We start from the raw sequence: 26,610 nt of genomic DNA, 5'->3' as shown, positions 1-26,610 counted from the left end.
CGTGAAGCTTGCGTGAGGCCAGCAGTCCGGCCGGCAGTCCTCAGCCGCCCCGCTGTCCGTCTCTCGCAGAGCAAGCCCGGGGCAATCCGCCCGCCGGAGTCCGCACGTCGGTACCTCCGGCATCCACTGTCGAGCCAGCGAGCTCCGGCCGCCTCTGCATAAGGCCACCGTCGAGCCGCCCGTTCCAGTGCCGCCGGGAAATCACTACGACTTCCCGAAGGAACACCACCATGCAGAAGACTGCTGAGCAGCTGCGCGACGAGATGGTCGCAACTCTCCAAAAGGCCCGCGCCATGGCCGACACTGCCGAGGCTGAAGGGCGCGACTTCACCGCGGCGGAACTCGCCGAGGCGCAGAAGTGCATCGATGAAGGCAAGCGACTGAAGGGCGAGTACGAGCGGGCGCAGGCGTCGGAGACGATGCGGGGCGCCCTGGTGGCGCTCGGCGAAGGCGTCCCGACTGACGGGCAGGGCCGGCCGATGGGCGGCATGAAGGCGGACAGTCTGCACCCGCGGGTGAAGGCGTCCGGCGGCTCCGACTGGGGCCAGAAGGTTCTGGGCGCCGTGTCTGGCGCGGACGGGTACAAGGGCATCCTGGCGTCGGGTGCGGTGCCGCTGACTGTGCCGCTGGACCCGGAGCCGATCCGTATCGGTGTGCCGGTGCTGTCGATCAGGCAGCTCATCCCCACGGTGACGGGCCCGTCTCGCTTCGGCTACATGCGGCAGACCACGCGCACGAACAACGCGGCCGTCGTGGCCCGTGGCGCGCTGAAGCCCACCAGCGTCTTCACGTGGGAGCGCGTCGACGACCGCACGCGCACCATTGCGCACCTGTCGGAGCCGATCGCCCGCCAGGATCTGCGTGACGCGCCGTCGCTGCAGCGCGTCCTCGACGTCGAGATGCGTCTCGGTGTGGACCTGGCGCTCGAGGCTCAGATCATCAACGGTTCCGGGTCGGGCGAGAACATGACCGGTATCGCGAACGTGTCCGGGTCTCAGTCGCAGGCGTGGACGACGGACCTGCTGACGACCCTGCGGAAGGCGAAGACGAAGCTTGAGCTGCTGTCGTTCGTCGACGGCGCGGCCTACGTGATGCACCCCAGTGACTGGGAGACGGTGGAGCTCCTCGCGAACAACGAGGCGGACTACTACCTGGGTGGCCCGGTGCAGACCGTGGACGTCAACTCTCGTCGTATCTGGGGTCTGCCGGTGGTGACGTCGACGTCGCAGACGGCCGGTGTGGCGCACCTGGCGAACTTCCGGCAGGCGACCGAACTGCAGGTCGTCGAGGACGTGCGTCTCGACTGGTCCGAGAACATCTACGACCCGGACGCGCTGGGCGAGGGTGTCGGCGCGACGGACTTCCAGCGGAACATGATCCGGTTCCGTGCGGAGATGGACGCGGGGCTGAAGATTTTCCAGCCTTCCGCGATCGTCGAAATCGACCTGACTGCGTAAGGGGGCGGCGATGCCCAACGTGGGCTACGCCACCCTCGCCATCATTCCGAGCGTCCGCGGCATCGGTAGGGACATCGAGCGTCAGCTCGTCGGCCCCGCTGGTGACGCGGGCTCTCGGGCCGGTGAGGCTGCGGGCGGCGGACTGAGTGACAAGTTCAAGGTGGGGGCTGCTGCTGCGGGTATCGCGGCCGGCGCTCTCATCGTCAAAGGGCTGACGGACGCGATCGGCCAGGCGAATGTGTCGTCGACTCTGCAGGCGCAGCTGGGCACGTCGGACAAGGTGGCGTCGCAGCAGGGCAAGCTGGCGGGCAAGTTGTTCTCGTCCGGGGTGACGGGCTCGTTCCAGGAAGCGGCGGACGCCATCAAGTCGGTGGTGCAGTCCGGTCTGGCGCCGCCCGGTACGACACAGAAGCAGCTGCAGGCCATTGCGACGAAGGCCTCCGACGTCGCGACGGTGTTCGGCCAGGATCTGGGCGGCGTGACGAACGCCGTTTCGCAGATGATGAAGACGGGCCTGGCGAAGAACTCGACGGAGGCTTTCGACCTCATCACGAAGGGTTTCCAGTCGGGTGCCGACAAGGGCGGCGACCTGCTGGACACGATCAACGAGTACGGGGTCCAGTTCAAGAAGGCCGGCCTGGACGGGTCGACGGCGATGGGCCTCATTCAGCAGGCGATTGCTGGCGGCGCCCGTGACGCGGATGTCGCAGCGGATGCGATCAAGGAGTTCAGCATCCGGGCCGTGGACGGCTCCAAGACGACGTCGGACGGCTTCAAGGCCCTGGGGCTGAACGCCGACGACATGGCCGCGAAGTTCGGCAAGGGCGGCGAGACGTCGAAGGCGGCCCTGGATCTCACGTTGGACCGTCTGAGGGCCATCAAGGATCCGGTGGCCCAGTCTCAGGCGGCTGTGGCTCTGTTCGGCACGCAGGCCGAGGATTTGGGGCAGGCTCTGTTCAAGATGGATCCGTCGACCGCGGCGAAGGGGCTGGGAGAACTCGGCGGTGCGGCGGACAAGGTGGGCAAGACGATCCGGTCTGGCCCCGGTCTTGAGCTGACCGTGTTCACGCGCAAGCTGCAACAGGGCTTCGTCGACTTCCTGGGCGGCACGGTCCTGCCGATCGTGCAGAACGTGGCCCGATGGCTGAACGACAACCTGGGGCCGGCGGTCCGCACGATCGGCGACGCGATCGCCGGGACGGTGAAGTGGTTCCAGGACTGGGGCATCGTGCTTGCCCCTATCGCTCTGCTGATCGGCGGTATCACGCTGGCCCTGACCGCGCAGGCCATCGCTACGGGCATCGTGACCGGTGTCATGTCCGTGTATGCGGCGGCGAGCAAGGGCATTGCGCTTGTTACGAAGGGCTGGGCTGCCGCCCAGGCGCTCCTGAACGCGGTCATGGCGCTCAACCCGATCGCCCTGGTCGTCATCGCGCTGGTGGCGTTGGCTGCGGCCGTCGTGGTGGCGTACAAGCGCTCGGAGACGTTCCGGACGATCGTTCAGGCAGCGTTCGAGGGCATCAAGACTGTTGCCCTGTGGGTGTGGGAGAACGCCCTGAAGCCTCTGTTCGACAACTTCGTTCTCCTCCTGAAAGCCGTCGGTGCTACGGCGTCGTGGCTGTGGCGGAACGTCCTGTCCCCGGTGTTCGGGTTCATCGGCGAGAAGGCGAAGTGGCTGTGGGAGAAGGGCATCAAGCCTGCGTGGGACCGCTGGCAGCTGGGCCTGAAGATCCTCGGCGACGCGATGAAGATCCTGTGGAACGACTACGCGAAGCCGGTGTTCGGCTGGATCGGCGACAAGGGCAAGTGGCTCTGGAACACCGCCCTGAAGCCCGCCTTCGACAACGTGAAGAAGGGCGTCGAGGCGGTCGGTAAGAGTTTCGAGGACGCGAAGAACTTCATCAGCAAGGCATGGACGAAGGTCCAGGACATTGCAAAGAAGCCCGTGAAGTTCATCATCGACAAGATCTACAACGCGGGCATCGTCCCCACCTGGAACAAGGTCGCGAAAGCTTTCGGTGCCCCGACGCTCGACCCGATGAACATCAAGGGCTGGGCTACCGGTGGTGTCCTGCCCGGATACACGCCGGGCCGCGACGTCCATCTGGCAGCCCTGTCCGGCGGCGAGGCCGTCATGCGCCCGGAGTGGACCCGCGCGGTGGGTCCCGGCTACGTGAACGCGATGAACTCGGCTGCGCGCGGCGGTGGGATCCGTGGCGTGCAGCGTGCCCTCGGCGTGCCCGGATTCGCGGACGGCGGCATCTTCGGATGGATCGGCAAGACCGCGTCCAGGGGGCTCGACCTGGCGAAGTCCGGGGTGTCGTGGCTGAAGGACGGCATGAAGGCGTCCGCCATGGCGGGCCTGAACATGGTGGTCCGCCCACTGATCGACAAGATCGCAGGCTCGGCGTCCCTGTACCGGACCATGGTCAGCGGCATGCCGAAGCGCATGCTGTCCGCCATCTTCGACTTCTCCGGAAAGGCGGACAAGAAGCTGTCCGAGGCGGGGATCGGCGGCAAGGGCTACAAGGCCGGCCTCTCATGGGCGCGCACACAGAACGGGAAGCGCTACCAGTGGGGCGGCAATGGAAACCCCAGCTGGGACTGCAGTGGGTTCGTCTCTGCCATCGAGTCAGTGGTTAGGGGGCAGAAGCCGCACCGCCGGTGGGCCACGGGCGCCTTCTCCGGGAGGACCGCTCCGCCGAACTGGGTCCACAACGGCCGCTCCCCGTACATGATCGGTATCACGAACGCTGGCGTCGGCCACACCGCAGGCACCATCAACGGCGTCAACGTCGAGAGCCGCGGCGGCGACGGCGTGGTCGTCGGCAACCGAGCCCGCTCGTACCGCGACGGCCTGTTCACCGACGTCTACGCCCTGAAGTACGACCAGGGCGGATGGCTGCAGCCCGGAATGACGACGGCGATGAACGCCACCGGTCAGCCGGAAGCCGTGCTCACTGCCCGCCAGTGGGACGTGGCCCGTCGCGCCGTCGCTGTCTCTGCGGGTGGGCTGCAGCCGGGTGACGAGCTGACGCTCGTGGTCGACGGCCAGCAGTTCCACGGCTACGTAGACAAGCGGGCCGACGGAGCCGTGAAAAGGTTCAGCCGGAGCTTGATCGACAGGCTGAACGCAGGCCCCAACGGGTGGTGAGCCAGTCCGTCATCCGTGGCGGCCGCAAGGGCTGAGGGAGGGACGCACGAAGGCCCCCGCCGAACCCACCGGCGGGGGCCTTCTGGTGTGGTCAGCAGGGTGCCTCCCTGCCTCCCTGATCGACTGTTTGTGCAGGTCAGGCCAGGGAGTTGGGTGCAGGGAGGTGATCGGGGAGAACTCCCTGCCTCCCCGGCGCCTCCCTCTAGCCGGCCGCGGTCTCCTCGTCGTCCTGGCCGCGCTCCTCGAGGGCCTTCTCGACGAGCTCGCGCACGACGTGCATGACGCCGCCGCCCGTCTTCTTCGGCTCCGCGCCGAGCGGCTCGAGGAAGCCTCTCAGGGTGCCGAAGTTCCAGTCCCGGTACTCGGCCGGGTTCTTCTCGACGAGCCGCTGCAACACCTCCTGCGTCCGCATGCGCGTCTCGGTGCCGAGGACGAACGCGATGTCGGCGAGCGGGTCGACCGTGGCGACAACCTGCAGCTGCGCGAGCGTGGTCACGCCCGCCCGCCGTGCCTTCGCCCGGTCGGCAATCTCTGCGGCGTCCTCACCGGAGATGAAGTGCGTGCGGATCGTGATGCTCGGCTGACCCGGCTGCAGCTTCACTCCGTCGCCGGCGACCACGACCGTGCCCTTGTCGAGGCCCTGGCGCAGCTTGTGCGGGGCGGCGCCTGCGTCGACGGCCGTGTCGCCCAGCGCCATCTTCGCCTGCGCTTCGGTGCCCAGCACCAGCGACGCCCTGATGTGGTTGCCCTCCCTCGAGCGCTTCGGCAGGTTCTCGTTCGTCGGGTCCTGCGTGCCCTCCCAGATGGTGACGTTGACCGCCCGGCCCTGGTCGTGGATGCGCTTCACCGCCTGGAAGTAGCGGCTGGTCGCCTTGCTGCCGCCATAGGGCCGCTTGTCGTCGCCCTGCGCACCGGATCCGTAGGCGACCTGCGCCTCGTCGACGACGAACACGATCGGCTTGAACCGCTCATCGGTACGGGCCATCTCCCGGGTGACACCGTCGGTGGCGCCGGACTCCTCGAGGGCGACGATCCGACGGTTCATCTCCTCGACGCCGCCCTCGAGCATGTGCGCGGCCTGCGCGACGTGCTCGTCCGTCGGCCCCTGGATCAGGACCGTGGCCAGGCCGTCGAACATGCGCCAGTCGCCCACGCCCTTCAGGTCGGCGATGCGGAACTCGACGGACGGGTCGAACGCCAGCCACAGCGCCAGCGCGCGCAGCGAGGCGGTCTTGCCCTGGTTCGACAGACCCGTGATGAGCAGCATCTTTTGCTTCAGGTTGACCAGGGCCGCGTCGCCGCGCAGGTCGACGCCCCACGGCGCGGAACCGGTGTACAGGTCGGCCGCCATGTCCTCGTCGAGGGTGAGCGGCGACGGGCCGATCGGCTCGTCGAGCGCGCCGGAGTCGGCGATCCACAGGCGCACCGTGCGCGGCTGCGGCGGGATGGACGGGTGGAGCTCGTGCTCGTGGCGGTTGAGATTCTCCGCCAGCTTCCGCCGGCGGCCCATCACCTCTTCGGTGCTGACACCGGACGGCAGGGTCACGTCGACCTCAACACCGCACCCGGCGATCCGAATCGGCCCAAGCATCGCCGCGCCCGCGTCGCCCATCTCCTTGATGGCCTTGGACAGAGCGGAGATTCCCAGATCCTTCAGGGCCTTGACCACGATCGACGGAGTGATGGGCACGTTGTCCGTGCTCTGCTGCTGCGCGGGCAGTGCCCAGTTGGGCGCAGCCTGCTGGTGCCGTCCGACGGCCCACAGGGCGCACAGGGCAACCCACGGGCCGATCGCGATCAGCGGGCCCCACACGATTCCTGCGATGACGACAGCCCAGCGGATGACGTCGAGGACGAACACGGTCGGGACCAAGACGTCGCCGAACTCGCCGCTGCTTATGGCCATCGCCCCGCCCAGGAGCAGCAGGCCGGCCTCTCCGGCGATGACGCCGACACCGGCCGCCTTCGCCAGCTGCTGCGGCGCCGTCAGCAGCTCCATACGCCGCTTGTGGCGGGCCGCACGGAACGCGGTACCGCGCTCCTCCCACTCGGCGGCGAGCTCCATGTTCCCGGCGGCCTCAGCGGCACGCAGGAGCCGCTCGTACCGGGCCGCTGTACGGCCGTCCCACGCCCGCTTCGTGACGATGCGCACTCCGCCCCACGTGTAGGCACTGTGACGCACCGCCAGGCGGCCGACGGTACGGGTGCGGTCGTGGGTGACGAAGGCACGGACGGACCGGGTTGCACGGGCATAGGCGGGCGGCTTGATCGGCTTATGCCCGTCTCCGGGCTTCACCAGCGTCACAGGCGGGGTCGCCGTCTCACGGCCGCCCCGGTGGTCGTCGATGTGGTGCAGGCTGCCCACGTCGGGCACCTCCGTCAGCATTTCGGTCATGATGGACACTCCGTCTCTGGAAGATGGGGCGGGGCGGCCGTACCTGGGGAGGTTCCCGGCCGCCCCGCGAGGTGGTCAGAGTCCGAGCCGCCTGGCGGCCTGCTCGGTGCGCCGCAGGTCCTTCTCGGCCTGCTGGCGGGCGGTCCGGGCGGCGGCCCGGTCCTCACGCTTGGCGATCCGTTCCTTGGTCTTGGCCGCGGCTACAGCGTTCTTGGCCGCGTCCAGTGCGCTGCGCATCGAGGCGACTTCACGGGCGCCGCGTTCCTCGGCGGCCTGGTCGAGGCGGTCGATACGACGGTCGATGCGCGGGTCGACCGCATCGGCAACGGCCTGCTTGGCGCCACGGAAGACCAGGAACGCGCGCTGCCGGCGCTCGGCCGGGGTGTAGCTGCGGAACGACTCACTCGCCATCACGCACCGCCTGACCCTGCTCCTCGATCGCAGCCGCGGTCGCCAGCTGCGCCCACACGGCGGCTTCGGCAACCTGCGCGGGGGTCGGCCTGTTGGCGTCGGGCCGGCGCATCGCGTTCACGGCGCGCTCCCGGTACTCGGCACTGGTCATGACTTCCGGCCCTTCTGCATGTCGGCCCACAGGCCGCGGAGAACGAGAACGCAGATGGTCAGCGACACCGCACAGATGGCGAACGCGACCAGCGAAATGGACAGGGTGACGAGGAGGAACGGGGCGGCGACGCCGACGGCGATCCACTTGCCGTTGCCCGACTGCTGTACGGGGGCCGGCGGCTGGTGCTGGCAGGGCTGCTGCTGGGTGAGCTTTTGGGCCTGCAGGATGGCCATCACTATGGCCACCTGCTCCGTGTTGGCCTGCGCCTCGACCGCGTCCCGCGCGGCCTTCTCGATGTCGGTCATGACTGGCCACCTGTGACCATCTCCGCGATGACCACTTCACGGCGCAGGTCCGTCGCCTCACGGCGAGACAGGCCGAACTCCTCACGCAGCTGATCGATGGTCACGCCACGGCCACCCGACCTGACCACCTGGCGGTGAAGCTGCCGCGCCTTCCTGCGCAGCTCAGACGGGTTCAGGCCGACCGGCTCAGTTACCACCCGGCGGGCCGTCTCAGTCGGTACAGCAGCGGTCACCGGCTCGTCATCTGCTGGCACCCAGCGCTGCCGCTCGTCGTCGAACTTCAATGGCGCCCGCGTGTGATCTCCGGACCACGGGGCGGTGGTCACCTTGCGCGGGGTCCGGTCGTGCCACAGAGGCGACACCGCGGGCAGCTCGATGACCGGAGCAGTGACCGGCTCGAGCGGCATGGGGACTGGGGAAAATTCCCCAGACGGCCGGTCATCGGCGGCCCGCTCGATGGTCACCGGGGTGGTCACCTCGATGGCAAGGCTGTGGACCCGCCACAACACCAGCGGGGCGATCGCAGCGACCGCCACGACCAGCCACACATTCACCGGCAGCAGCCCCGTCGTCACGAGATGCGAAGCGGCGTTCACGCCGATCATCGCGGCGACCGCCGCCAGCACCTCACGGTGCGCCCGCAGTGCCCGCACGGTGTACAGATCCAAGGCGGCCGGGACAGCGGCGGCCACCCACTGGTTGAAGCCGACCGCGCGGGCCAGCTCGTACTCGGCGGAGGCCGTGGCCATCAGAGCGGCAGCCAGAGCGCCCCACTTCAGGTAGTCGTTCTTCACTGGCCGCCCTCCTCGTCGATGACGTCGAGCAGCTGGCTCAGGGTGACCTCGAGACGGCCGAGCATCCGGCACAGAGCCCGGTCGTCCGACAGGTCTACGACGGCCGCCGCGGCGAGCGCCTTGCGGGCCTGGCCGATCCGGTAGCGGTCGTGGTCGTTCAGCTCCATGCGGGCCATCACTCGCCCACCTCTCCGGCTACGCGCGCAGCAAGGTGCGCGGCAAGGTTGACGCCGTGCCTGTCACCGAGCCGGTTGGCGGTGAGCAGGTCGGCGAGGATCGTCTGAATCGGGGGAAGCTGCCGGGGGACCCGGGAGGCCGCGTTGACCGCGGCCTCCTCAGTCGGCCGGCGCACCAGGGCAGTGCTCACCGGCCATCCCCCTCGTCGTCGGCCAGCTCGATGACCGTCAGGGCCGCACGGATGGTCGCGTGCAGGTCGCCGATGTGACCGGCCAGGTCCCGCACGAACGGGTTCGGGCCGACCTTCTGCGCGACCGCATCCGTCAGCAGCCGCTGCACCAGGTCGAGGGCTTCACGCTCGTTCACAGCCGGGCCTCCTCGACAGCAGCGGCCAGACGAACCCGAAGCTCAGGGATCGTCACCGCGGCGAACGTCAGCAGCTTCCGCTGCAGCTCCAGCAGAGCCGCATCGTCGAACTCGCCGTCCGCGTCACCCAGCTCCAGCGCCACATACGGCACCCTGCTGAGGACGCTGAACGGGAACTGCGCCAGCTGCACCGTCAGCACCAGACACTCGTCCGACAGCTCGATCACCGTCTGCCGCCCGTAGTGGCTCAGGTCCGACCGGGCGCCCAACAGGTGGGATCCGACGCACCACGACGGCTCCGGCATCGTCACGTCCCCGTGGTCCGTCGTGGCCACGGTCACCGTGCGGGCGCTCACCGGCCGGCCTTGTACGCGGCACGAGCACGGACCAGCTCGGCGTGCGCCTGCCGCAGCGCCCTGACCTGACCCTCCAGCGTGTCGATGACCGCCTCGAACGCGTCCGGGTCGAGGTCCTCGATCCACGCGTCCTGCATGACCTCGACCGAGACGCGCGGCATACGGGCGTTCAAGTCACGGTCGAACGGGCGGACGTTCAGCGTCGACGACAGAACCGACGTCTCCTCCGGCGTACCCGTGTCGTTGATCGGCAGGGTCGCGTCCTGGCTGTGCGCCTGGCACCAGATGTCGTCGGGGTGGGTCGGCGTCTCCATGTCGTTGGAGTGGTCGACGGTGCACCAGTCCGGGCAGGTCACCGTCTTCAGGCTGCCCGTGTCGGTGGCGATGAACGTCCACGTGCGGGGCGCCTCGGCGGCGTCGGCGACGGCCTTCGCGGTCGGCTGAGTGGGGATGGCCGGCAACACCAGGCCACCAGACGGCTTGACGTTGGACGGTACGGTTTCGTACATGGTTGGACTCCTTGATGCAGAAGGGTCTGATCAAGGCCCCGTTTGGTGCGGTAACACCGGCGGGGCCGCCCGTCTCACACGCGTCTCACAAACACGACGCTTGCGGCCGGGCTAGGAGCCTCTGACCAGGGCTGTCGTCCTGCTTTCTGGACCGTATGAACACCATGGACGCCGGATAAGCTGGGGAGCATGGCCTACGAGATTCCGGTGACGCAAGCCCGCGCAGAGCTCGCCGATCTGATCAACCGCGTCGTCTACGGCGGGGAGCGCGTCGTGGTGACCCGTCACGGGAAGCCGCTCGTGGCGCTCGTTTCCGCCGCTGACCTGGAGCGACTCGAGTCCGCGGGGGAGGGTGCGGCAGAAGCCGCCGAGGAGCACGTGATCAGCTCGGTCTCCTCTCTCGGCTCGCTCGGGTCCGCTTCCGGCGAACGCGGCCGCTTCGGCCTCGCGGCCGAGCACCGGCGCCCCGACGACCGGCGCCACTGAACCGACGCGGGGGCGAAGGGCGGAGCCGGGCATGAGGAAGGCCGCGTGCCCCCGTCCGCTACAGCGGGGGCACGCGGCCGGTCATGCGGCCGGAGGCCGAGGCGGTCAGGCGGTCACGTGACGGTCGCAGGTGTCGGTGCGGATACGGCCGCGGTCGCCGCTCCGGCGCCTTTGAGCCTGCCGCCGATCATGACGGCGGCGAGTCCCAGCGCGGCCCACAGCGAGAGTGTGAGCACGGCCTGACCGGCGGCGTTCCCGTCGAAGAACGCGACCGAACGCAGCAGCGACGCACCGGCGCCCGGCGGCAGCCACTGGCCGATGAGCCCGGCGGGCTCGGGCAGCAGCTCGGGCGCACCGGCCGCCCCCGAGAACGGGTTGCCGATCAGCACCATCAGCAGCGCGCCGAGCCCCATGCCGGGCGTACCGAGCAGGGCGGCGAGACCGGCGACCGCCGATCCGACGGCGAGCACCGTCAGGCTCAGCGCGCCCGCCTCCGCCCACCAGTTGCCGTCCAGAACGCCCAGCCAGCTGTGGGTGAGCGCCGTCGCTGTGATGCCCACCAGTACGGCCGCTCCGGCGAGCGTGAGCGCGCCCCGCGCCCCGCGCAACCCCAGCATCGTCACCACCGCTCCGGCGGCGACCCCCGCCAGCGCGATCGGAAGCACGCTCGCGGCGAGGGCGCTGCCGCGCGGGTCGCCCGAGGGGAGCGGGACCACGTCCTCCACCTTCACCGGTGTGCCGGCGGGGGACTGCGTCGCAGCGGCCTCCTTGAGTAGTTGTGCGAGGACGGGGCTCGCGGCGGGCGCCGTCAGGAGCTTGGCTCCCTCGGGGGTCGCCACCACCGCGCCGTATACGACCCGGTCCTCGACGGCGGTACGGGCCGCCGCCTCGTCGTCGTAGCGGTGGATCTCGAACGCGCCCTCGTGCTGCTCGAAGCGCTGCTCGATCCCCGCCGCGGCGGCCGGCGGGCCGGCCACTGCGATCGGCACGTCACGCGGTGCGGTGCGGGCCGCGGGCCAGGCGAAGGCCCACAGGGCGAGCGCCACCACGACCGGGATCAGGACCATCGCCGCGATCATGCGGCGGGCTGGCGTAGCGGACATGACGACTCCAGATCAAAGAGAAGGATCGTTCGTTTTACTCTTGCGGCCACTGTCTCCCCGGCGGTGTTCCTTGTCAAGAATGAATGTTCGTTTTAAATTTGCCGCATGGCCCGCGTATCCCAGGAACACCTCGACGCACGCCGCCGGCAGATCCTCGACGGCGCCGCCCGCTGCTTCGCCCGCAACGGCTTCCACGCCACGTCGATGCAGGACATCCTGCGTGAGTCCGGCCTGTCGGCAGGGGCGGTCTACCGCTACTTCCGCAGCAAGGAGGAGCTGATCGCGGCCATCGCCGACCAGGCGTTCACCGGGATCCGCGCCGCCTTCGAGAACGCCGCAGGCACGACCCCGCCGCCCACCCCCGACGTGCTCCTCGGGCGGGTGCTGCGCCGGGTGCTGATCGACGAGGTGCCCGGCGGTGATCATCGTGCTTTCGCCCGGATCGTCGTACAGGTGTGGGGGGAGACCATGCGCAACGAGGCGCTCGCCGCCACCCTCGCTGAGGGGTACGGCGGGATGCGCATCGCCTGGGCCGAGCTCGTGAACGCCTACCGCGCCAACGGGCAGATGGACTCGGATGTGGACGCCGACCATGTGGCGCGCACCCTCATCGCCACCGCACAGGGATTCATCACACAGCAGGCACTCTTCGGCGATGTGCGGGTGGAGGTCCTGGAGGACGGGCTCCGCGCACTGATGTCCATGCGGGTACCCGCGGCCAGTTAACGCGCCGGAAAAACTTGCGTCCTAACGTTCACCTCCTGGTCGTGAGATGTCCGAGCCTGCGTCGGCAGTGTGCCGACGCGGTCCCGTGCGCCCGACGGCCGAGGCCGGACGACAGTGAGGTGGACGCGTGCAACTCTCCCCGCACGAGCAGGAACGACTTCTCATCCACGTGGCCGCCGACGTGGCCGAGAAGCGCAGGGCGCGTGGCGTGAGGCTGAATCACCCCGAAGCCGTCGCCCTCATCACCTCGCACATCCTCGAAGGCGCCCGCGACGGCCGTACCGTCGCCGAACTCATGGCGTCCGGGCGCAAGGTCCTCACCCGTGCCGACGTCATGGAGGGCATCCCCGAGATGATCCATGACGTGCAGGTGGAGGCCACGTTCCCGGACGGCACCAAGCTCGTCACCGTCCACGACCCGATCGTCTGAGGGGCCGCGGATGATTCCCGGAGAGTTTCTCCTCGCCGACGAGCCCGTACTCATCAACGAAGGGCGCGAGGTCACCCGTCTCACCGTCCTCAACGCTGCCGACCGGCCCGTCCAGGTCGGCTCCCACTACCACTTCGCGGAGGCCAATCCCGGCCTGAGCTTCGACCGCGCCGCGGCCCGCGGCAAGCGGCTCGACATCGCCGCCGGTACGGCGGTGCGCTTCGAGCCGGGTATCCCCGTCGACGTCGACCTCGTCCCTCTGGCCGGGCATCGCATCGTCGCGGGACTGCGCGGAGAGACCGGAGGCCACCTCGATGGCTGAGTTGAACCGCGCCGTGTACGCGGACCTGTTCGGGCCCACCACCGGCGACCGTGTCCGGCTCGCCGACACCGATCTGCTCGTCGAGATCGAGGAGGACCGCTCCGGCGGGCCCGGACGCGCCGGCGACGAAGCCGTGTTCGGAGGCGGCAAGGTCATCCGGGAGTCGATGGGCCAGTCCCGTACGACACGGGCCGAGGGCGCACCGGACACCGTGATCACCGGCGCCGTCGTCATCGACCACTGGGGCATCGTCAAGGCGGACATCGGCATCCGCGACGGCCGTATCACCGCGATCGGCAAGGCCGGCAACCCCGACACCATGAACGGCGTCCACCCCGCGCTCGTCATCGGCCCCGAGACCGAGATCATCTCGGGCAACGGGAAGATCGTCACCGCGGGCGCGATCGACGCGCATGTCCACTTCATCTCCCCGACCGTCGTCGAGCAGGCGCTCGCCACCGGAGTGACCACCCTGGTCGGCGGCGGCACCGGGCCCGCCGAGGGCACAAAGGCGACCACCATCACCCCCGGCCCCTGGCACCTCGCCCGGATGTTCGAGGCGCTGGAGGCGTACCCCGTCAACATCGGCCTGCTCGGCAAGGGCAACACCATGTCGCGCGAGGCCATGCACTCGCAGCTGCGCGGCGGGGCACTCGGATTCAAGATCCACGAGGACTGGGGCGCGACGCCCGCCGTCATCGACGCCTGCCTGAGTGTGTGCGACGAGACCGGCGCCCAACTCGCCATCCACACGGACACCTTGAACGAGGCGGGGTTCGTGGGTGACACCCTGGCAGCCATCGCCGGGCGCACCATCCACGCGTACCACACCGAGGGCGCCGGCGGCGGGCACGCACCCGACATCATCACCGTGGTGTCCGAGCCCCACGTCCTGCCCAGCTCCACCAATCCGACCCGCCCGCACACCGTCAACACCATCGAGGAACACCTCGACATGCTGATGGTCTGCCACCACCTCAACCCCGCCGTTCCCGAGGACCTCGCCTTCGCCGAGTCGCGGATCCGACCCTCGACCATCGCGGCGGAGGACATCCTGCACGATCTCGGCGCCATCTCGATCATCTCCTCCGACGCGCAGGCCATGGGGCGGATCGGCGAGGTCGTGCTGCGCACCTGGCAGACCGCGCACGTGATGAAGAAGCGGCGTGGCGCGCTGCCCGGGGACGGGCGCGCGGACAACCACCGAGCACGTCGCTATGTCGCCAAATACACGATCAACCCGGCGGTCGCCCAGGGTCTCGACCACGAGATCGGCTCGGTCGAGACCGGCAAGCTCGCCGACCTCGTGCTGTGGGAACCGGCGTTCTTCGGCGTCAAGCCGCAACTCGTGCTGAAGGGCGGACAGATCGCCTACGCCCAGATGGGCGACGCCAACGCGTCGATCCCGACCCCGCAGCCCGTACTGCCACGGCCGATGTTCGGAGCACTCGGCCGCGCCGCTGCCCGCGGCTCGTTCAACTTCGTCGCCGAAGCGGCGATCGAGAACGATCTGCCGGAGCGCCTGGGCCTGGACAAGAAGTTCGTGCCGATCAAGAACACCCGGCGCGTCACCAAGGCGGACATGCGCGAGAACGACGCACTCCCGCGTGTCGAGGTCGACGCAGACACGTTCACGGTGACGATCGAGGGGGAGGCGGTGGAGCCGTCCCCGGCAGCCGAGCTTCCCATGGCGCAAAGGTACTTCCTCTTCTGATGGCACCCCGACCCGTAGCCACCGCACCCCTGCCGCGCGTCCTCCCCGCCTCCCCGGCGATCGCGGGGGAGGCCGGCATGCCACGTCCGGTGCCCTCCGCAGCACGGGTGGCCGCCCCATGAGTCGCGCCGCGCTGCTCGTGCTGTCCGACGGCCGCTTCCCCGCCGGAGGACATGCCCACTCCGGCGGTGCCGAAGCCGCGGTGAAAGCGGGGCGCATCCGCACCGCGGACGACCTCGCCGCCTTCTGCCGGGGCAGACTGCACACCACCGGCCTCACGTCGGCGGCCCTGGCCGCCGCCGCGGCACTCGGCCACGACCACACCGCGCTCGACATCGCCGCCGACGCCCGCACACCCTCGCCCGCCCTGCGCGCGACCGCCCGCAAACTCGGCCGGCAGCTGATGCGCGCAGCCCGCGCCGCATGGCCCAGCCCCGAACTCGACGCGCTGGCAGCCGCGTTCCCGCGCGGGGCGCACCAGCCGATCGTGCTCGGGACCACGGCTCGCGCGGCGGGACTCGGGCCGCAGGACGCCGCCCACTGCGTCGTCTACGAGACGGTCGGCGGGCCGGTCACCGCCGCCGTCCGACTGCTCGGCCTCGACCCGTTCGCGGCGACCGCCGTACTCGCCCGCCTCGCACCGCAGATGGACGAGACCGTGGAGCGGGCCACGGCCGCCGCCCGCGACGGCATCGACGCGCTGCCCGCCGCGTCCGCTCCGCTTCTCGAGATCACCGCCGAGGCGCATGCGGCCTGGCCGGTACGCCTTTTCGCGTCCTGACCCGGCCTGCATCCCGCATCGCACGTACCAAGGAGTCGCACCGTGCACCTCGATCACCACCACGACCCCGCGTCCGCCGTCAGCGCCGACGCCGTCCGCCCCGACGGCACACGGCGCGCACTGCGCATCGGCCTCGGCGGACCCGTCGGCTCCGGAAAAACGGCGACGGTGGCCGCCCTGTGCTCCGCCCTGCGCGACACGGTCTCGATCGCCGTCGTCACCAACGACATCTACACCCGCGAGGACGCGGACTTCCTGCTCCGCAACGCCGTTCTGCCGCCCGAGCGCATCCAGGCCGTCGAGACCGGCGCCTGTCCGCACACCGCCATCCGCGACGACATCTCCGCCAATCTCGAAGCCGTCGAGGACCTGGAGCAGGGCGTCGGTCCGCTCGATCTCATCCTGGTCGAGTCCGGCGGCGACAACCTGACCGCGACCTTCTCCAAGGGGCTCGTCGACGGCCAGATCTTCGTCATCGACGTCGCGGGCGGCGACGACATCCCCCGCAAGGGCGGCCCGGGTGTCACCACCGCCGACCTGCTCGTCGTCAACAAGACCGACCTCGCACACCATGTCGGCTCCGACCTCGCCCGTATGGCGCGCGACGCGAAGGAACAGCGCGGCGAACTCCCCGTCGTCTTCACCTCGCTGCGCGGTGACGAGGGCGTCGCACCGGTCGCCGACTGGGTACGGACGCAGCTCGCCGCGTGGAACGCCTGAGCGGGCCATGGGTATCGAGGCGACCGCCCGCATCGTCGCCGACCGCACCGGACTGCCCGTCCTCGTCGGCGAGGGGCCGCTCGCACTGCGGCGCACCCGCGCCATCGGGCCCGGACTCCGTGTCACGGTCGTCGGCGCGATGAGCGCGCCGCTCGGGGGTGACCGGCTGGCGATCGACACCGAGGTGTGCGAGGGGACGAAGCTCACCGTCGACTCCGTCGCCGCCACCATCGCCCTGCCCGGCGCGGTCCCCGAACCCGCCCGCTACGACGTCACACTGACGGCGGGTGAGAACGCGGTACTGCGCTGGCTGCCGGAACAGCTCATCGCCGCCCGCGGCAGCACCCTGCGGATGCACACCCGCGTCCGACTGGCGGACACGGCACGGCTGGTGCTGCGCGAGGAGCAGATCCTCGGACGCAGCGGTGAGCAGCCCGGCACACTCGTCAGCCGGCTGACGGTGCTGTGCGCCGGACGCCCCTTGTTGGACACCGAACTCGCCTGCGGCCCAGGGGCGGCCGGGGGATGGGACGGCCCCGCCGTGCTCGCCGGTCACCGTTGTGTGGGGCAACTCCTCGTCGTCGACCCGGAGTTCGCCGAAAAGCCCCCGGCCGCACGCATGCTGGGACCGACCGCTGCCCTGGCCCCGCTCGCCGGGCCCGGGGCACTTGTCACAGCGGTCGCCGAGGACGCCCGCGCACTGCGAGCCGTGCTGGACGAGGCATTGAACGAACTGGATTCCGCAGGACGGTAGCCCGCCATGCGCGGCAGGGGCGACGAGCGCACCGCTCAGCGGGACTCGGCTCTCCGGTTATGGGTTGGGTAAAGAACACCCTTACGGTCTGTTGCCGACCCACCCGCAGACGGAAAGATCCCCCGGAGCATTCCGACTGCAACAGGGGGAGGTTCCACGTGAGACGCACCGCAGTGCTCGGCTCGGCCGGCACGCTGATGGCGTGCACTCTCATAGCCGGGGCGATTGCCGCACCGGCGGCGAGCGCCACCGGCCGTGACCACGGCTGGTTTGAGGCCAACGGCGTCCGGGTCGCCGCGGAGCGGGCGGCGAAGAAGGGCATCGACTGGGCGGACTGCCCCGAGGACTGGGGGCTTGCCAAGCCCATCCAGTGCGGCTCGGTGCGGGTGCCGCTCGACTACGCACGCCCCGACGGCAAGCAGATCGAGATCGCCGTCGACCGTATCGGCAACACGGGCACGAAGGGCGAGCGGCAGGGCGCCCTGATCTACAACCCGGGCGGCCCCGGTGGCTCGGGCATGCGCTTCCCCGCTCGGGTCACGACCAAGAATCCGCTGTGGGCCAAGACCGCGAAGGCGTACGACTTCGTCGGCTTCGACCCGCGGGGTGTCGGACACTCGACACCCATCTCCTGTGTGGACCCGCAGGAGTTCGTGAAGGCGCCGAAGCCCGACCCGGTGCCCGACAGCGAGGCGGACAAGCGCGCCCAGCGCAAACTCGCCGCCGAGTACGCCGACGGCTGCGCCGAACGAAGCGGCTGGATGCTGCCGCACATGACCACGCCGAACACCGCCCGCGACCTGGACGTCATCCGGGCCGCCCTCGGCGAGAAGAAGCTCAACTTCCTCGGCGTCTCGTACGGCACGTACCTCGGTGCGGTCTACGCGACGTTGTTCCCCGGCCACATCCGCCGCATGATCGTCGACAGTGTGGTCAACCCCTCGCGGGAGAAGATCTGGTATCAGGCGAACCTGGACCAGGACGTCGCCTTCCAGATGCGTTGGGACGACTGGAAGGCGTGGGTCGCGAAGAACGACGCCACCTTCCACATCGGGGACACACCGGAGAAGGTCGAGGCGCAGTGGGTGAAGCTGCGGGCCACCGCGAAGAAGGCCCCGCTCGGCGGTGTCGTCGGACCGGCCGAGCTCATCGGCTTCTTCCAGAGCGCTCCGTACTACGACTCCGCCTGGGTGCCCGTCGCCCAGACCTGGAGCAAGTACCTTGCCGGTGACACCCAGGCACTGGTCGACGCCGCGGCGCCCGACCTCTCCGACACCGCGGGCAACATCGGCGCGGAGAACGGCAACGCGGTGTACACGGCCGTCGAGTGCGCCGACGCCAAGTGGCCCACCAGTTGGAAGAAGTGGGACCGCGACAACACGCGGCTGCACAGGGACCACCCGTTCATGACGTGGGCCAACGCCTGGATGAACCTGCCGTGCGCCACCTGGTCCGCCAAGCAGCGGACCCCGGTGAACGTGAAGTCGGGCAAGGGCCTGCCGCCCGTCCTCATCGTGCAGGCCACCCGTGACGCGGCCACCCCCTTCGAGGGCGCCGTCGAACTGCACAAGCGCCTGAAGGGCTCGCGTCTCGTCGTCGAGAAGGACGCGGGATCCCACGGTGTGACCGGTCTGACGAACCCCTGCATCAACGAGCGGGTCGACGCCTACCTGCTCAGCGGCAAGCTGGACAGCCGCGACGTGACCTGCGCACCGCACGCCACGCCGAAGCCGTAACGCACCCGCACAGGGGAGGGGGCCGGCCGATATCCGGCCGGCCCCCTCCTGGCGTACGGCGAGCGCGCGGTGACGGCCGCCCGCGCGGATCCGCCCCGGACATCGCCTGGGGCGTGTTTCGAACGTAGCGCCGTCCGCCCGCAGGCCAGGCGGGACCTTCGAAACACGCCCTAGCGGCTGCGGCGCGGCGGGAACCTCTTGGGCCGCTGCTGCTGTTCCTGCTCCTCGGCCTTCACCTCGGCGGCGTACCGGTCCACGTACTCCTGGCCGGACAGCTCCAGAATGGCGTACATGATCTCGTCGGTGACCGCGCGGATCGCCGCCTTCTCGTTCTCCATGCCCGCGTAGCGGGAGAATTCCAGCGGCTCACCGAAGCGGACCGTCACTCGCTTGATCTTCGGCAGCGCTTGCCCGGGCGGCTGGATCTCGAACGTTCCGACCATCGCGCACGGCACCACCGGCACACCCGCCTTGAGTGCCATCACCGCGACACCCACCTTGCCCTTGTAGAGCCGGCCGTCGTGCGAGCGGGTGCCCTCCGGGTAGATGCCCAGCAGCTCGTCCTTGCTCAGCACCCCGAGCCCCTCCCGGATGGCGGCCTGCCCGGCATCCTTGCCGGAACGGTCCACCGGGATCTGGCCCGCGCTGTGGAAGAACGCCGCCGTCAGCCGTCCTTTGATGCCCGGTCCGGTGAAGTACTCGGCCTTGGCCAGAAAGGTGATGCGCCGCTTCAGGATCGCCGGCATCAGGAAGTGGTCGGAGAACGACAGATGATTCCCCGCGACGATCGCCGCGCCCTCGGCGGGGATGTGCTCGAGTCCCTCGATCCTGGGGCGGAACAGCAGCCGCAGCAGCGGCCCCAGAAGGACGTATTTGAGCACGTAATAGAACACCGCCGGCGCTCCCAACTGCCCGGATCGACTCCGGGGCCACGTTCTGCCAGGTCATGGCACGTTTTGGTGACGGTCAGTGTATGTGCATGTGCCTCCGCCCGAAACCACGCGAGGGCGGTGACGGGCGGTCAAACCTCCCCTCGGCGTGGCGTGCAGTCCCCCGGGTGAATATCGCGCCGAGATCACCCGTCGGGACCAGAGCGTCGCCCGGATGCCAGGCTCTCCGGTGGTGAGAGTCGCGAATCGGACTGACGGTGTATCACGTCGCCACTGCGATCCGACGGGCCAGCGACGTGCCGGCCCTCGCAGTCGCAACGCAAGGAAAGGCTCACCATGCGCTCTGCCCGCATTCTGCTCGCCTCGGCCGTGGCCACCGCGGCCCTGGCCGTGTCTGGCCCCGCGTACGCGATGATCACGGCCGACGACTGGAGCAAGGACGACTCCTCCAGCTCCAGCTCCGAGAAGAAGGACGACTCGGACAAGGAGGAGGACGGCTACTCCGACAAGAAGGACGAGTCCGACAAGAAGGACGACTACGACTCGGACAAGAAGGACTGGAAGCACGACAAGGACGACAAGGACGATTACGACAAGGACGACAAGGACGACCACGACAAGCCCAATGGTGGCGTCCACACCGGTGGTGGCGCGCTCACCGGCGTCAACGCCGACGACTGGGACAAGGACGACTCCGACAAGAAGGATGACTCCGACAAGAAGGACGAGTCTGACAAGAAGGACGACTACGACTCGGACAAGAAGGACTGGAAGCACGACAAGGACGACAAGGACGACCACGACAAGCCCAATGGTGGCGTCCACACCGGTGGTGGCGCGCTCTCCGGCGTCAACGCCGACGACTGGGACAAGGACGACTCCGACAAGAAGGACGAGTCTGACAAGAAGGACGAGTCTGACAAGAAGGACGACTACGACTCGGACAAGAAGGACTGGAAGCACGACAAGGACGACAAGGACGATTACGACAAGGACGACAAGGACGACCACGACAAGCCCAATGGTGGCGTCCACACCGGTGGTGGCGCGCTCTCCGGCGTCAACGCCGACGACTGGGACAAGGACGACTCCGACAAGAAGGACGACTACGAGTCCGACAAGAAGGACGACTACGACTCCGACAAGAAGGACGACTACGACTCGGACAAGAAGGACGACTACGACTCGGACAAGAAGGACTGGAAGCACGACAAGGACGACAAGGACGACTACGACAAGCCCAACGGTGGCGTGCACACCGGTGGTGGCGGCACGGCCATGTCGGGCGGCGGCCTGGCCGCCGGCGCGCTGCTGCTCCTCGGCGGCGTCGGCGCCGGCTCGTACATCGTGCGCCGTCGTGGTGTGAACGGAACCGCCGCGTAACGGTTCCGGATCGCCATCCACGGGCTCACCGTCGCGGCCGCCGCCCCTCACAGGACGGCGGCCGCGACGTCGGCACTCTCGCCCCTCACCTCATAGGAACCGCTCACCGTGGCCGCGTTGCCGGCCGTGAAAGGCAGGCCACCGTATGACCGTGCAGCAGCAACCGGATGTGCCGTCGCAGACCGCCCCCGCCCACAGCTCGTTCGGGCGGGCCTTGCTCTGGCCGGCCGCCGCGGTCGGTCTCGGCTTCCTGCTGATCTTCAACTCGTTCGGCGTCACCGTGGACGACAAGCCCGCCGCCGTGCGGCCCGCGGCGAGCGCACCCGCAGGCACCCCCACCCGTGCGGCCGGCGCGAGCGGCCTCGCGCTCGCGCCGTCCGAGCCGAAGCGGCTGAAGATCCCCGCGATCGCGGTCGACGCTCCGTTCACCGGCCTGTCCATCGGCAAGTCCGGTCAGCTGGATGCCCCGCCGGCTGACGACGACAACCTGGTCGGCTGGTTCGAGGAGGGTGTGACGCCGGGGGAGCGCGGTGCGGCGATCGTGGCGGGGCATGTCGACACCAAGACCGGTCCCGCCGTGTTCGTGAGCCTCAGCCTGCTCAAGCCCGGGAACAGGGTGGAGATCGGCCGCGCGGACGGCTCCGTCGCCACCTTCGAGGTCGACGCCGTCGAGAACTTCAGCAAGGCCGCGTTTCCTGACGACCGTGTGTACGCCGACACCCCCGACGCCCAGCTCCGGCTGATCACATGCAGCGGCGACTACGACCGCAAGGTGAAGGACTACACGCACAACCTGGTCGTCTTCGCGCATCTGAAATCGGTGAAGCGCGCCTGACGCGCTGCTCGGTCGGTGCAGGCGCTCACCGCCTGGCGGCCTATACCCCTGGGGTGTATTTTTCCAGCGGATTTCCGCTTGACTTGATACCCCCCAGGGGTATTGTGGTTATCTGTGGTCGCGATCCAGCGGCCCGGGATCGAGGAGTGGGGTCATGAACAGCGGCATCAAGATCACCGCCTTCGCGGCGGCAGTCGTGGCCGCCTTCGGGACGGCGTACGGCGTAGGCGCGGTCGTGGACCCCGTGGTGCAGGACGTGCAGCCGGCGCGGCACGAGAGCCATCCCGCGCCGGCACGGACCGGAGGCGCGGTGCACCCGGAGGGCGGGACGGGCAGTGCCTCGGTGTCGGGCGGCCTGCAGATCTCCGACGGCGGCTACGCCCTCGCCCTCGACCCGGCCCGCCTGGAAGCGGGCAGGACGGGCGAGCTGAGCTTCGCCGTGGTGGACGAGCGCACCGGCCGCAACGTCACCGCCTTCCGTCAGGAGCACGACAAAGAGCTGCATCTCATCGTGGCCTCACGTGATCTGACGACATATCGGCATCTGCATCCGGTCCGCGCAGCCGACGGGACGTGGTCCACGCCCGTCACCCTGCCCAAGGCCGGCGGCTACCGGGTCTTCGCCGACTTCACCCCGGAAACGAAGGGCGCCCGCGGCCTCACGCTCGGCGCCGACCTGGCCGTCTCCGGTCCCGCCGCTCCCGATCCGCTCCCTGCCCCCGACGCGACTGTGACGGTCGACGGCTACGAGGTGACGCTCAAGGGTTCGCTGCGCCCCGGTGCGGGCAGCGAGCTGAAGCTCGCCGTCGCCAAGCACGGCAGGCCGGTCACCGATCTGCAGCCGTACCTGGGGGCGTACGGACACCTCGTCGCGCTGCGCTCCGGTGACCTCGCGTATCTGCATGTCCATCCGAACGGCGAGCCCGGTGACGGCCGGACGAGGCCCGGTCCTGAAATCTCGTTCACCGCGACCGCGCCGAGCAAGGGCGCGTACCGCCTCTTCCTCGACTTCCGACACGAGGGCAAGGTCCGCACCGCCGCCTTCACCGTGCACGCCGGGGGCGCAGCCGGACAACCGCCCGCCCCGGCGGACGACGGTCACCGGCACTGAGTGGCCGGTCGGCGGAGACCGCGTACGTGCTCTCGATGCGCGCCAGATCGACGGCGAGGCCGTTCATCCAGCACTCGAGGTCGACGAGCACCGGCAGTTCGGGGCTGTCGTCCGCCATCCCGGGCGGCAGCCGCACGGGCGCCACGGGCTCCGCGGGCGGCAACCGCTCCCCGGTGCACGACGCGGCCGCACCCTCCGTCGCCTCGACGAGGCGGCCCGCGGTGGTGCGGGCCCACCACGCGGCGTCGGCCGGGACGGCGGCCGCCGTCCGGTCGAACCGCGGGAGCCAGTGCACGCCGAACATCACGTGGTGGGAGGCGAGGAGCACCGCATGCCAGTCGATCTGGGCACCCGCTTGTCCGCCCGGTTCGCTGCGGTACTGCGCGTACGCCGCCTCCGCCAGCCACAGATTGTGCAGCGTGGGCCCGGTGCCCGGCACGGGTGGGACGGCGTCCGGAACGGCCGACCCGGGGACGGGCGGCCGACTCCGCGCCGGGGTGAGCACCGCGTCGACCGTGGCCGTGACGAGCGGGGCCGCCGAGCCCAGCAGCCTGCCCATGCTGCGGCGCACCTCCCGGCCGGCTCCGGCCGGCCAGGCGAGCACCCCGCAGAGCAGCCCGATCGTGGACCCGACGACGACGTCCAGCACCCGGGCCTCCGCGATCTGCCAGGACGCGGGAGCGAGCTGAGCGAATGCGGACGAGACGACGAGCGTGAACAAACCCTGCCCCCACGCGATCCCGGCGAGTGGCCCCAGGGTGAACGCGGCGAGCATGGCCGGCGCGAGCAGCGCGGCATAGACATCAAGATCGTGTCCTGCGACGAACAGCAGCACACCCGCCGCCACCGCGCCGAGGAGAGTGCCGACGACCGCTTGGCGTACGGCCACCCACGTCGCACCCGCGGTCGTACGCCCCAGGGTGAGTACGGCGAGCAGCACCCAGAAACCATGGGTCAGATCGAGCGAGCCCGCCACGAGCCGGGCGGCGCCCAGTCCGACGGCCGTGCGGAGGGCGTTCTGCAGGACGACCGAACGCAGCGTCGCGTTGCCCGCCAGCCGCCGCCACCACAGCCGGAGGGTGGACGCCTCGGTGTACCAGAACAGTCCCCGTGGGGGGATCGGCGGGGTGCGGCGGCCGTCGATGCCGACCGCGGCCGCGGTCCGCACGACGAGAGCCGAGTCCGCGAGTGCCAGGACACCCGACTGATGACGCAGCACCGGCACCGGAGGCGGCCCCGCGTCCCCTGCCGCCGCTCGCTTGCGTGCCGCGTGAAAATCGAGGATTGCCGGTTCCAGGGAGCGCGGCCGATCGACCGGGTGCTCTGCGCGCAGGGCGTCGGCCGTGGCCGCGCACTCCGCCGCGACCTGTCGCAGCAGTGACGCCGACGCCGGATCGGTGCGGGCACGCTCGTCCCGGGGCGGCGCCTCGGCCAGCCGCGCCAGCTGTTCCAGCAGCCGCCGGGCACCGGCACCGGCCTGGGCCATGGCGCGGTCGGCGCGACCCGGCCCGGCCGGACGTTCCGCAGGCGGCAGGAAGGACAGCCGCAGGGCGCGGCTGGTGGCGCGTAGGTCGTCCGACGACCGGGCAGGAGCACCCGCGGCAGCCGCCTCCGCGACGGCGCTTCCGGCGACCGAGACCGCGTCCGCGAGTCGCGACCGGTAGCTGGTCGCCCTCGGGGCGGGCAGGACGAAGACCTCGCAGAGGGCGAGCAGCCCCACGCCCAGGGCGAGACCGGCCATTCGCTGCGGGAGGGTGTCAGGAGCGTACGGGGGGAAGCAGGCGAGGATGTAGAAGAGCTGGAGCCCCGGGGCAGCGCCCGCCGACCGGGAGCCGCCCGCCGCGGCGAAGGCGAGCATGAAGCCGACGACCAGCATCCCGGCCACGGCGGCCGCCGTGCTGACCGCGAGCACGGTGCCGAGGGCGACCAGGGCCAGCCCGACCGGGAGCGCCTGCAGGATGACCCGTGAGCGTTGCCGCCCGGAGCCGGGGATCGGGGCGAGCATGCCGAGCGAGACCGCACCGAAGAGCGCGTACAGCGCCATCACGGGCTCGTGCAGTGCGTACACGAGCGAATAGAACCCGGCGGAAGCCGCCAGGGTCACCCGCACCGCTCGGTGCACCGTCTGCGCCCGCTGCGAGGCGGACCGGGGTGCCGGCATGGGCACGCTCCTTTTCGCCGCCGCGCGGTCCGCACGTGCCCCCGGCCGCGCCTCCCACCCGCGTTCCTCCTCCCCATTGTCGGTTCGCAAGGGGCGGTCGGCAGGGCGGGGCGGTAATGGGGCAGTTGCTCACGGGTACCCGAATCGTGTCGAACGGGGGCCATCGGGGCAGGTGAGGAGGCCACCATGGGAGCCGACATCTGGGGCTATCCCGAGACCGCAGCCCATGTGCCGGGTGCACAGCTCGCCGGATTCTCGGTCGAGGCGTCCGACGGTTCGATCGGCAGGATCGACCGGCACACCGAGGACGTGGGCAGGTCGTACGTCGTCGTGGACACCGGACCGTGGATCCTGGGCCGTCGCGTGCTGCTGCCGGCCGGGCTGGTGGACCGGATCGACACCGAGAAAGAGGTCGTGCACGTGTCGTGCACCAAGGCCGAGGTGAAGGAGTCCCCGCCGTTCGAGAGCGGCAAGCACGAAGCGGACACCGCCTACCTCCAGCTCATCGAGTACTACTACGCGAACCGGCACATGTGACGTGCACGGCACGGCATGCGGTTCGGCAAGCCGACGGGGGCCGTACGGGGCAATCCGGAGCACCCGACCGTACCAGCGGGCGGCGCGGCGCATTGCGGCGCGCCGCCCGGAGCGGTGCTCTATGGCTCGCCCCGCCCGTGCCGGCCGCGTGCCGGCTTCCCCGCCAGGAGCACCGCATGCACCGCACCGCAGCCCTTGTCGCAGCGGCACTTCTCGCCGTCGCCGCGGCCGTCCCGTCGGCCGCCGTACCCGCCGTGGCGTCCCCGGCGCCGGAGCGGGAGGCGCAGCCGGCACCGCCGCGCGGACTGTTCCTGACCGTGTCGGGTGCGGAGAACACCTGGGTCCGCGGTGTGCTGCTGTTGTGCAGTCCCGAGCCGGGCGGACCGCACCCGGACGCCGTGGGGGCGTGCGCGGCCCTCGACGAGGCGCGGGGTGACCTGGACCAGCTGCCGGTCGAGCCGCATCCGTGCACGAAGCAGTACAACCCGGTCACGGTGAGCGCCACCGGTGCGTGGCGTGGCAGACCGACCGCGTGGCACAAGACGTTCCCGAACGCCTGCGATCTGGCCGTCTCGACCGGAGCCGTGTTCCGCTTCTGACCGCGCCGCGGCCACCGCGGGAAGCGGGCGGCTCAGGTGCTGCGCGAGGCGACCACCCCGATGGTCACCAGGCCGAGCACCACCCAGCCGAACCACAGCCAGCCGCTGCCGCCCAGTGCCGCCGTGTACGCCGTCACGACCACGAGGGACCCGACGGTCAGCACCCCCATGACCTTCGTCGAACTGGACATGCGCGCCCTCCTTCGACGGCGGGACCGTCGAGGACCATGGTCGCCCCTGTGCG

Annotated in this window: 30 protein-coding genes; 16 read left to right on the top strand and 14 right to left on the bottom strand. The window is 70.0% G+C overall.

Annotated features, from left to right (window positions below; all coding sequences use genetic code 11):
• Positions 1 to 230 precede the first annotated feature (230 nt).
• Both AC067Z_RS24410 and AC067Z_RS24405 read left to right on the top strand, forming a co-directional pair.
• On the top strand, positions 231 to 1,457 hold the full coding sequence (locus AC067Z_RS24410) for a phage major capsid protein (protein WP_478791712.1): 1,227 nt from the start codon (positions 231 to 233) through the stop codon (positions 1,455 to 1,457).
• Positions 1,458 to 1,467: 10 nt separating this feature from the next.
• Positions 1,468 to 4,611: a phage tail tape measure protein gene (locus AC067Z_RS24405; protein ID WP_478791711.1), complete on the top strand. Its 3,144-nt coding sequence runs from the start codon at positions 1,468 to 1,470 to the stop codon at positions 4,609 to 4,611.
• 202 nt (positions 4,612 to 4,813) lie between these two features.
• On the opposite strand, the gene AC067Z_RS24400 is transcribed toward AC067Z_RS24405, so the two are convergent.
• The 10 genes from AC067Z_RS24400 to AC067Z_RS24355 form a co-directional block, all read right to left on the bottom strand.
• Positions 4,814 to 6,997, bottom strand: coding sequence for an FtsK/SpoIIIE domain-containing protein (locus tag AC067Z_RS24400; protein ID WP_478791838.1), 2,184 nt, complete (start codon positions 6,995 to 6,997; stop codon positions 4,814 to 4,816).
• A gap of 84 nt (positions 6,998 to 7,081) precedes the next feature.
• Positions 7,082 to 7,417: a hypothetical protein gene (locus tag AC067Z_RS24395; protein ID WP_478791710.1), complete on the bottom strand. Its 336-nt coding sequence runs from the start codon at positions 7,415 to 7,417 to the stop codon at positions 7,082 to 7,084.
• Positions 7,407 to 7,568 (bottom strand): hypothetical protein, encoded by a 162-nt coding sequence (locus AC067Z_RS24390; RefSeq protein ID WP_478791709.1) that lies wholly within the window; start codon positions 7,566 to 7,568, stop codon positions 7,407 to 7,409. Before AC067Z_RS24390 ends, AC067Z_RS24395 begins: the two co-directional genes overlap by 11 nt.
• Positions 7,565 to 7,876, bottom strand: a complete 312-nt coding sequence (locus AC067Z_RS24385) for a hypothetical protein (protein ID WP_478791708.1) — start codon at positions 7,874 to 7,876, stop codon at positions 7,565 to 7,567. The genes AC067Z_RS24390 and AC067Z_RS24385 overlap by 4 nt, the downstream gene beginning before the upstream one ends.
• Positions 7,873 to 8,670 carry a hypothetical protein gene (locus AC067Z_RS24380; RefSeq protein ID WP_478791707.1) on the bottom strand — a complete coding sequence of 266 codons (798 nt, stop codon included), beginning with the start codon at positions 8,668 to 8,670 and terminating at the stop codon, positions 7,873 to 7,875. The genes AC067Z_RS24385 and AC067Z_RS24380 overlap by 4 nt, the downstream gene beginning before the upstream one ends.
• The gene (locus tag AC067Z_RS24375) at positions 8,667 to 8,846 is read right to left on the bottom strand and encodes a hypothetical protein (RefSeq protein ID WP_478791706.1); all 180 of its coding nucleotides are present in this window, start codon (positions 8,844 to 8,846) and stop codon (positions 8,667 to 8,669) included. The genes AC067Z_RS24380 and AC067Z_RS24375 overlap by 4 nt, the downstream gene beginning before the upstream one ends.
• Positions 8,846 to 9,037 carry a hypothetical protein gene (locus tag AC067Z_RS24370; protein ID WP_478791705.1) on the bottom strand — a complete coding sequence of 64 codons (192 nt, stop codon included), beginning with the start codon at positions 9,035 to 9,037 and terminating at the stop codon, positions 8,846 to 8,848. The genes AC067Z_RS24375 and AC067Z_RS24370 overlap by 1 nt, the downstream gene beginning before the upstream one ends.
• The gene (locus AC067Z_RS24365; RefSeq protein ID WP_478791704.1) at positions 9,034 to 9,213 is read right to left on the bottom strand and encodes a hypothetical protein; all 180 of its coding nucleotides are present in this window, start codon (positions 9,211 to 9,213) and stop codon (positions 9,034 to 9,036) included. Before AC067Z_RS24365 ends, AC067Z_RS24370 begins: the two co-directional genes overlap by 4 nt.
• Positions 9,210 to 9,569, bottom strand: a complete 360-nt coding sequence (locus AC067Z_RS24360) for a DUF6907 domain-containing protein (protein WP_478791703.1) — start codon at positions 9,567 to 9,569, stop codon at positions 9,210 to 9,212. The genes AC067Z_RS24365 and AC067Z_RS24360 overlap by 4 nt, the downstream gene beginning before the upstream one ends.
• Positions 9,566 to 10,078 carry a DUF6907 domain-containing protein gene (locus tag AC067Z_RS24355; RefSeq protein ID WP_478791702.1) on the bottom strand — a complete coding sequence of 171 codons (513 nt, stop codon included), beginning with the start codon at positions 10,076 to 10,078 and terminating at the stop codon, positions 9,566 to 9,568. The genes AC067Z_RS24360 and AC067Z_RS24355 overlap by 4 nt, the downstream gene beginning before the upstream one ends.
• A 189-nt stretch (positions 10,079 to 10,267) precedes the next feature.
• Between AC067Z_RS24355 and AC067Z_RS24350 the strand changes: the two genes are divergently transcribed.
• Complete coding sequence (locus tag AC067Z_RS24350; RefSeq protein ID WP_478791701.1) at positions 10,268 to 10,564, top strand: type II toxin-antitoxin system Phd/YefM family antitoxin; 297 nt, start codon at positions 10,268 to 10,270, stop codon at positions 10,562 to 10,564.
• Positions 10,565 to 10,677: 113 nt separating this feature from the next.
• Here the strand turns inward: AC067Z_RS24350 and AC067Z_RS24345 are convergent, their stop codons facing one another.
• A complete protein-coding gene (locus AC067Z_RS24345) occupies positions 10,678 to 11,667 on the bottom strand; it encodes an ABC transporter permease (RefSeq protein ID WP_478791700.1) in 990 nt (329 codons plus the stop codon).
• Between the two features lie 105 nt (positions 11,668 to 11,772).
• On the opposite strand from AC067Z_RS24345, the gene AC067Z_RS24340 reads away from it, so the two are divergent.
• The 8 genes from AC067Z_RS24340 to AC067Z_RS24305 all read left to right on the top strand — a co-directional run bounded on the left by AC067Z_RS24340 (position 11,773) and on the right by AC067Z_RS24305 (position 18,850).
• Positions 11,773 to 12,393, top strand: coding sequence for a TetR/AcrR family transcriptional regulator (locus AC067Z_RS24340; protein WP_478791699.1), 621 nt, complete (start codon positions 11,773 to 11,775; stop codon positions 12,391 to 12,393).
• A gap of 127 nt (positions 12,394 to 12,520) precedes the next feature.
• Positions 12,521 to 12,823: an urease subunit gamma gene (locus AC067Z_RS24335; RefSeq protein ID WP_478791698.1), complete on the top strand. Its 303-nt coding sequence runs from the start codon at positions 12,521 to 12,523 to the stop codon at positions 12,821 to 12,823.
• 10 nt (positions 12,824 to 12,833) lie between these two features.
• Positions 12,834 to 13,145: an urease subunit beta gene (locus AC067Z_RS24330; protein WP_478791697.1), complete on the top strand. Its 312-nt coding sequence runs from the start codon at positions 12,834 to 12,836 to the stop codon at positions 13,143 to 13,145.
• The gene (locus tag AC067Z_RS24325; RefSeq protein WP_478791696.1) at positions 13,138 to 14,859 is read left to right on the top strand and encodes an urease subunit alpha; all 1,722 of its coding nucleotides are present in this window, start codon (positions 13,138 to 13,140) and stop codon (positions 14,857 to 14,859) included. The genes AC067Z_RS24330 and AC067Z_RS24325 overlap by 8 nt, the downstream gene beginning before the upstream one ends.
• A gap of 118 nt (positions 14,860 to 14,977) precedes the next feature.
• Entirely contained in the window at positions 14,978 to 15,640 is a 663-nt protein-coding gene (locus AC067Z_RS24320; protein ID WP_478791695.1) for an urease accessory protein UreF, read from the top strand.
• Positions 15,641 to 15,682: 42 nt separating this feature from the next.
• Positions 15,683 to 16,360 (top strand): urease accessory protein UreG, encoded by a 678-nt coding sequence (gene ureG / locus AC067Z_RS24315; RefSeq protein WP_478791694.1) that lies wholly within the window; start codon positions 15,683 to 15,685, stop codon positions 16,358 to 16,360.
• Positions 16,361 to 16,367: 7 nt separating this feature from the next.
• A complete protein-coding gene (locus tag AC067Z_RS24310) occupies positions 16,368 to 17,114 on the top strand; it encodes an urease accessory protein UreD (protein WP_478791693.1) in 747 nt (248 codons plus the stop codon).
• A 158-nt stretch (positions 17,115 to 17,272) separates the two neighbouring features.
• Complete coding sequence (locus AC067Z_RS24305; RefSeq protein WP_478791692.1) at positions 17,273 to 18,850, top strand: alpha/beta hydrolase; 1,578 nt, start codon at positions 17,273 to 17,275, stop codon at positions 18,848 to 18,850.
• 170 nt (positions 18,851 to 19,020) lie between these two features.
• Here the strand turns inward: AC067Z_RS24305 and AC067Z_RS24300 are convergent, their stop codons facing one another.
• Positions 19,021 to 19,743 (bottom strand): lysophospholipid acyltransferase family protein, encoded by a 723-nt coding sequence (locus AC067Z_RS24300; protein ID WP_478791691.1) that lies wholly within the window; start codon positions 19,741 to 19,743, stop codon positions 19,021 to 19,023.
• 333 nt (positions 19,744 to 20,076) lie between these two features.
• On the opposite strand from AC067Z_RS24300, the gene AC067Z_RS24295 reads away from it, so the two are divergent.
• From AC067Z_RS24295 to AC067Z_RS24285, 3 genes are all read left to right on the top strand, one after another.
• The gene (locus AC067Z_RS24295; protein ID WP_478791690.1) at positions 20,077 to 21,123 is read left to right on the top strand and encodes a hypothetical protein; all 1,047 of its coding nucleotides are present in this window, start codon (positions 20,077 to 20,079) and stop codon (positions 21,121 to 21,123) included.
• Between the two features lie 145 nt (positions 21,124 to 21,268).
• Entirely contained in the window at positions 21,269 to 21,958 is a 690-nt protein-coding gene (locus AC067Z_RS24290) for a class F sortase (RefSeq protein ID WP_478791689.1), read from the top strand.
• A gap of 154 nt (positions 21,959 to 22,112) precedes the next feature.
• Entirely contained in the window at positions 22,113 to 23,069 is a 957-nt protein-coding gene (locus AC067Z_RS24285; RefSeq protein ID WP_478791688.1) for a hypothetical protein, read from the top strand.
• Here the strand turns inward: AC067Z_RS24285 and AC067Z_RS24280 are convergent.
• On the bottom strand, positions 23,002 to 25,230 hold the full coding sequence (locus AC067Z_RS24280) for an FUSC family protein (RefSeq protein ID WP_478791687.1): 2,229 nt from the start codon (positions 25,228 to 25,230) through the stop codon (positions 23,002 to 23,004). The genes AC067Z_RS24285 and AC067Z_RS24280 overlap by 68 nt on opposite strands.
• 186 nt (positions 25,231 to 25,416) lie before the next feature.
• Here AC067Z_RS24280 and AC067Z_RS24275 point away from each other — a divergent pair, with 186 nt between their 5' ends.
• On the top strand, positions 25,417 to 25,767 hold the full coding sequence (locus AC067Z_RS24275; protein ID WP_478791686.1) for a PRC-barrel domain containing protein: 351 nt from the start codon (positions 25,417 to 25,419) through the stop codon (positions 25,765 to 25,767).
• 176 nt (positions 25,768 to 25,943) lie between these two features.
• Positions 25,944 to 26,366 carry an SSI family serine proteinase inhibitor gene (locus tag AC067Z_RS24270; protein WP_478791685.1) on the top strand — a complete coding sequence of 141 codons (423 nt, stop codon included), beginning with the start codon at positions 25,944 to 25,946 and terminating at the stop codon, positions 26,364 to 26,366.
• 32 nt (positions 26,367 to 26,398) lie between these two features.
• Here the strand turns inward: AC067Z_RS24270 and AC067Z_RS24265 are convergent, their stop codons facing one another.
• On the bottom strand, positions 26,399 to 26,557 hold the full coding sequence (locus tag AC067Z_RS24265; RefSeq protein WP_478791684.1) for a hypothetical protein: 159 nt from the start codon (positions 26,555 to 26,557) through the stop codon (positions 26,399 to 26,401).
• Positions 26,558 to 26,610 lie beyond the last annotated feature (53 nt).

Source organism: Streptomyces sp. NPDC043812 (assembly GCF_056436245.1).
Note: the sequence above shows the minus strand (reverse complement) of the source record. Positions and strands in the feature narration are given on the sequence as shown.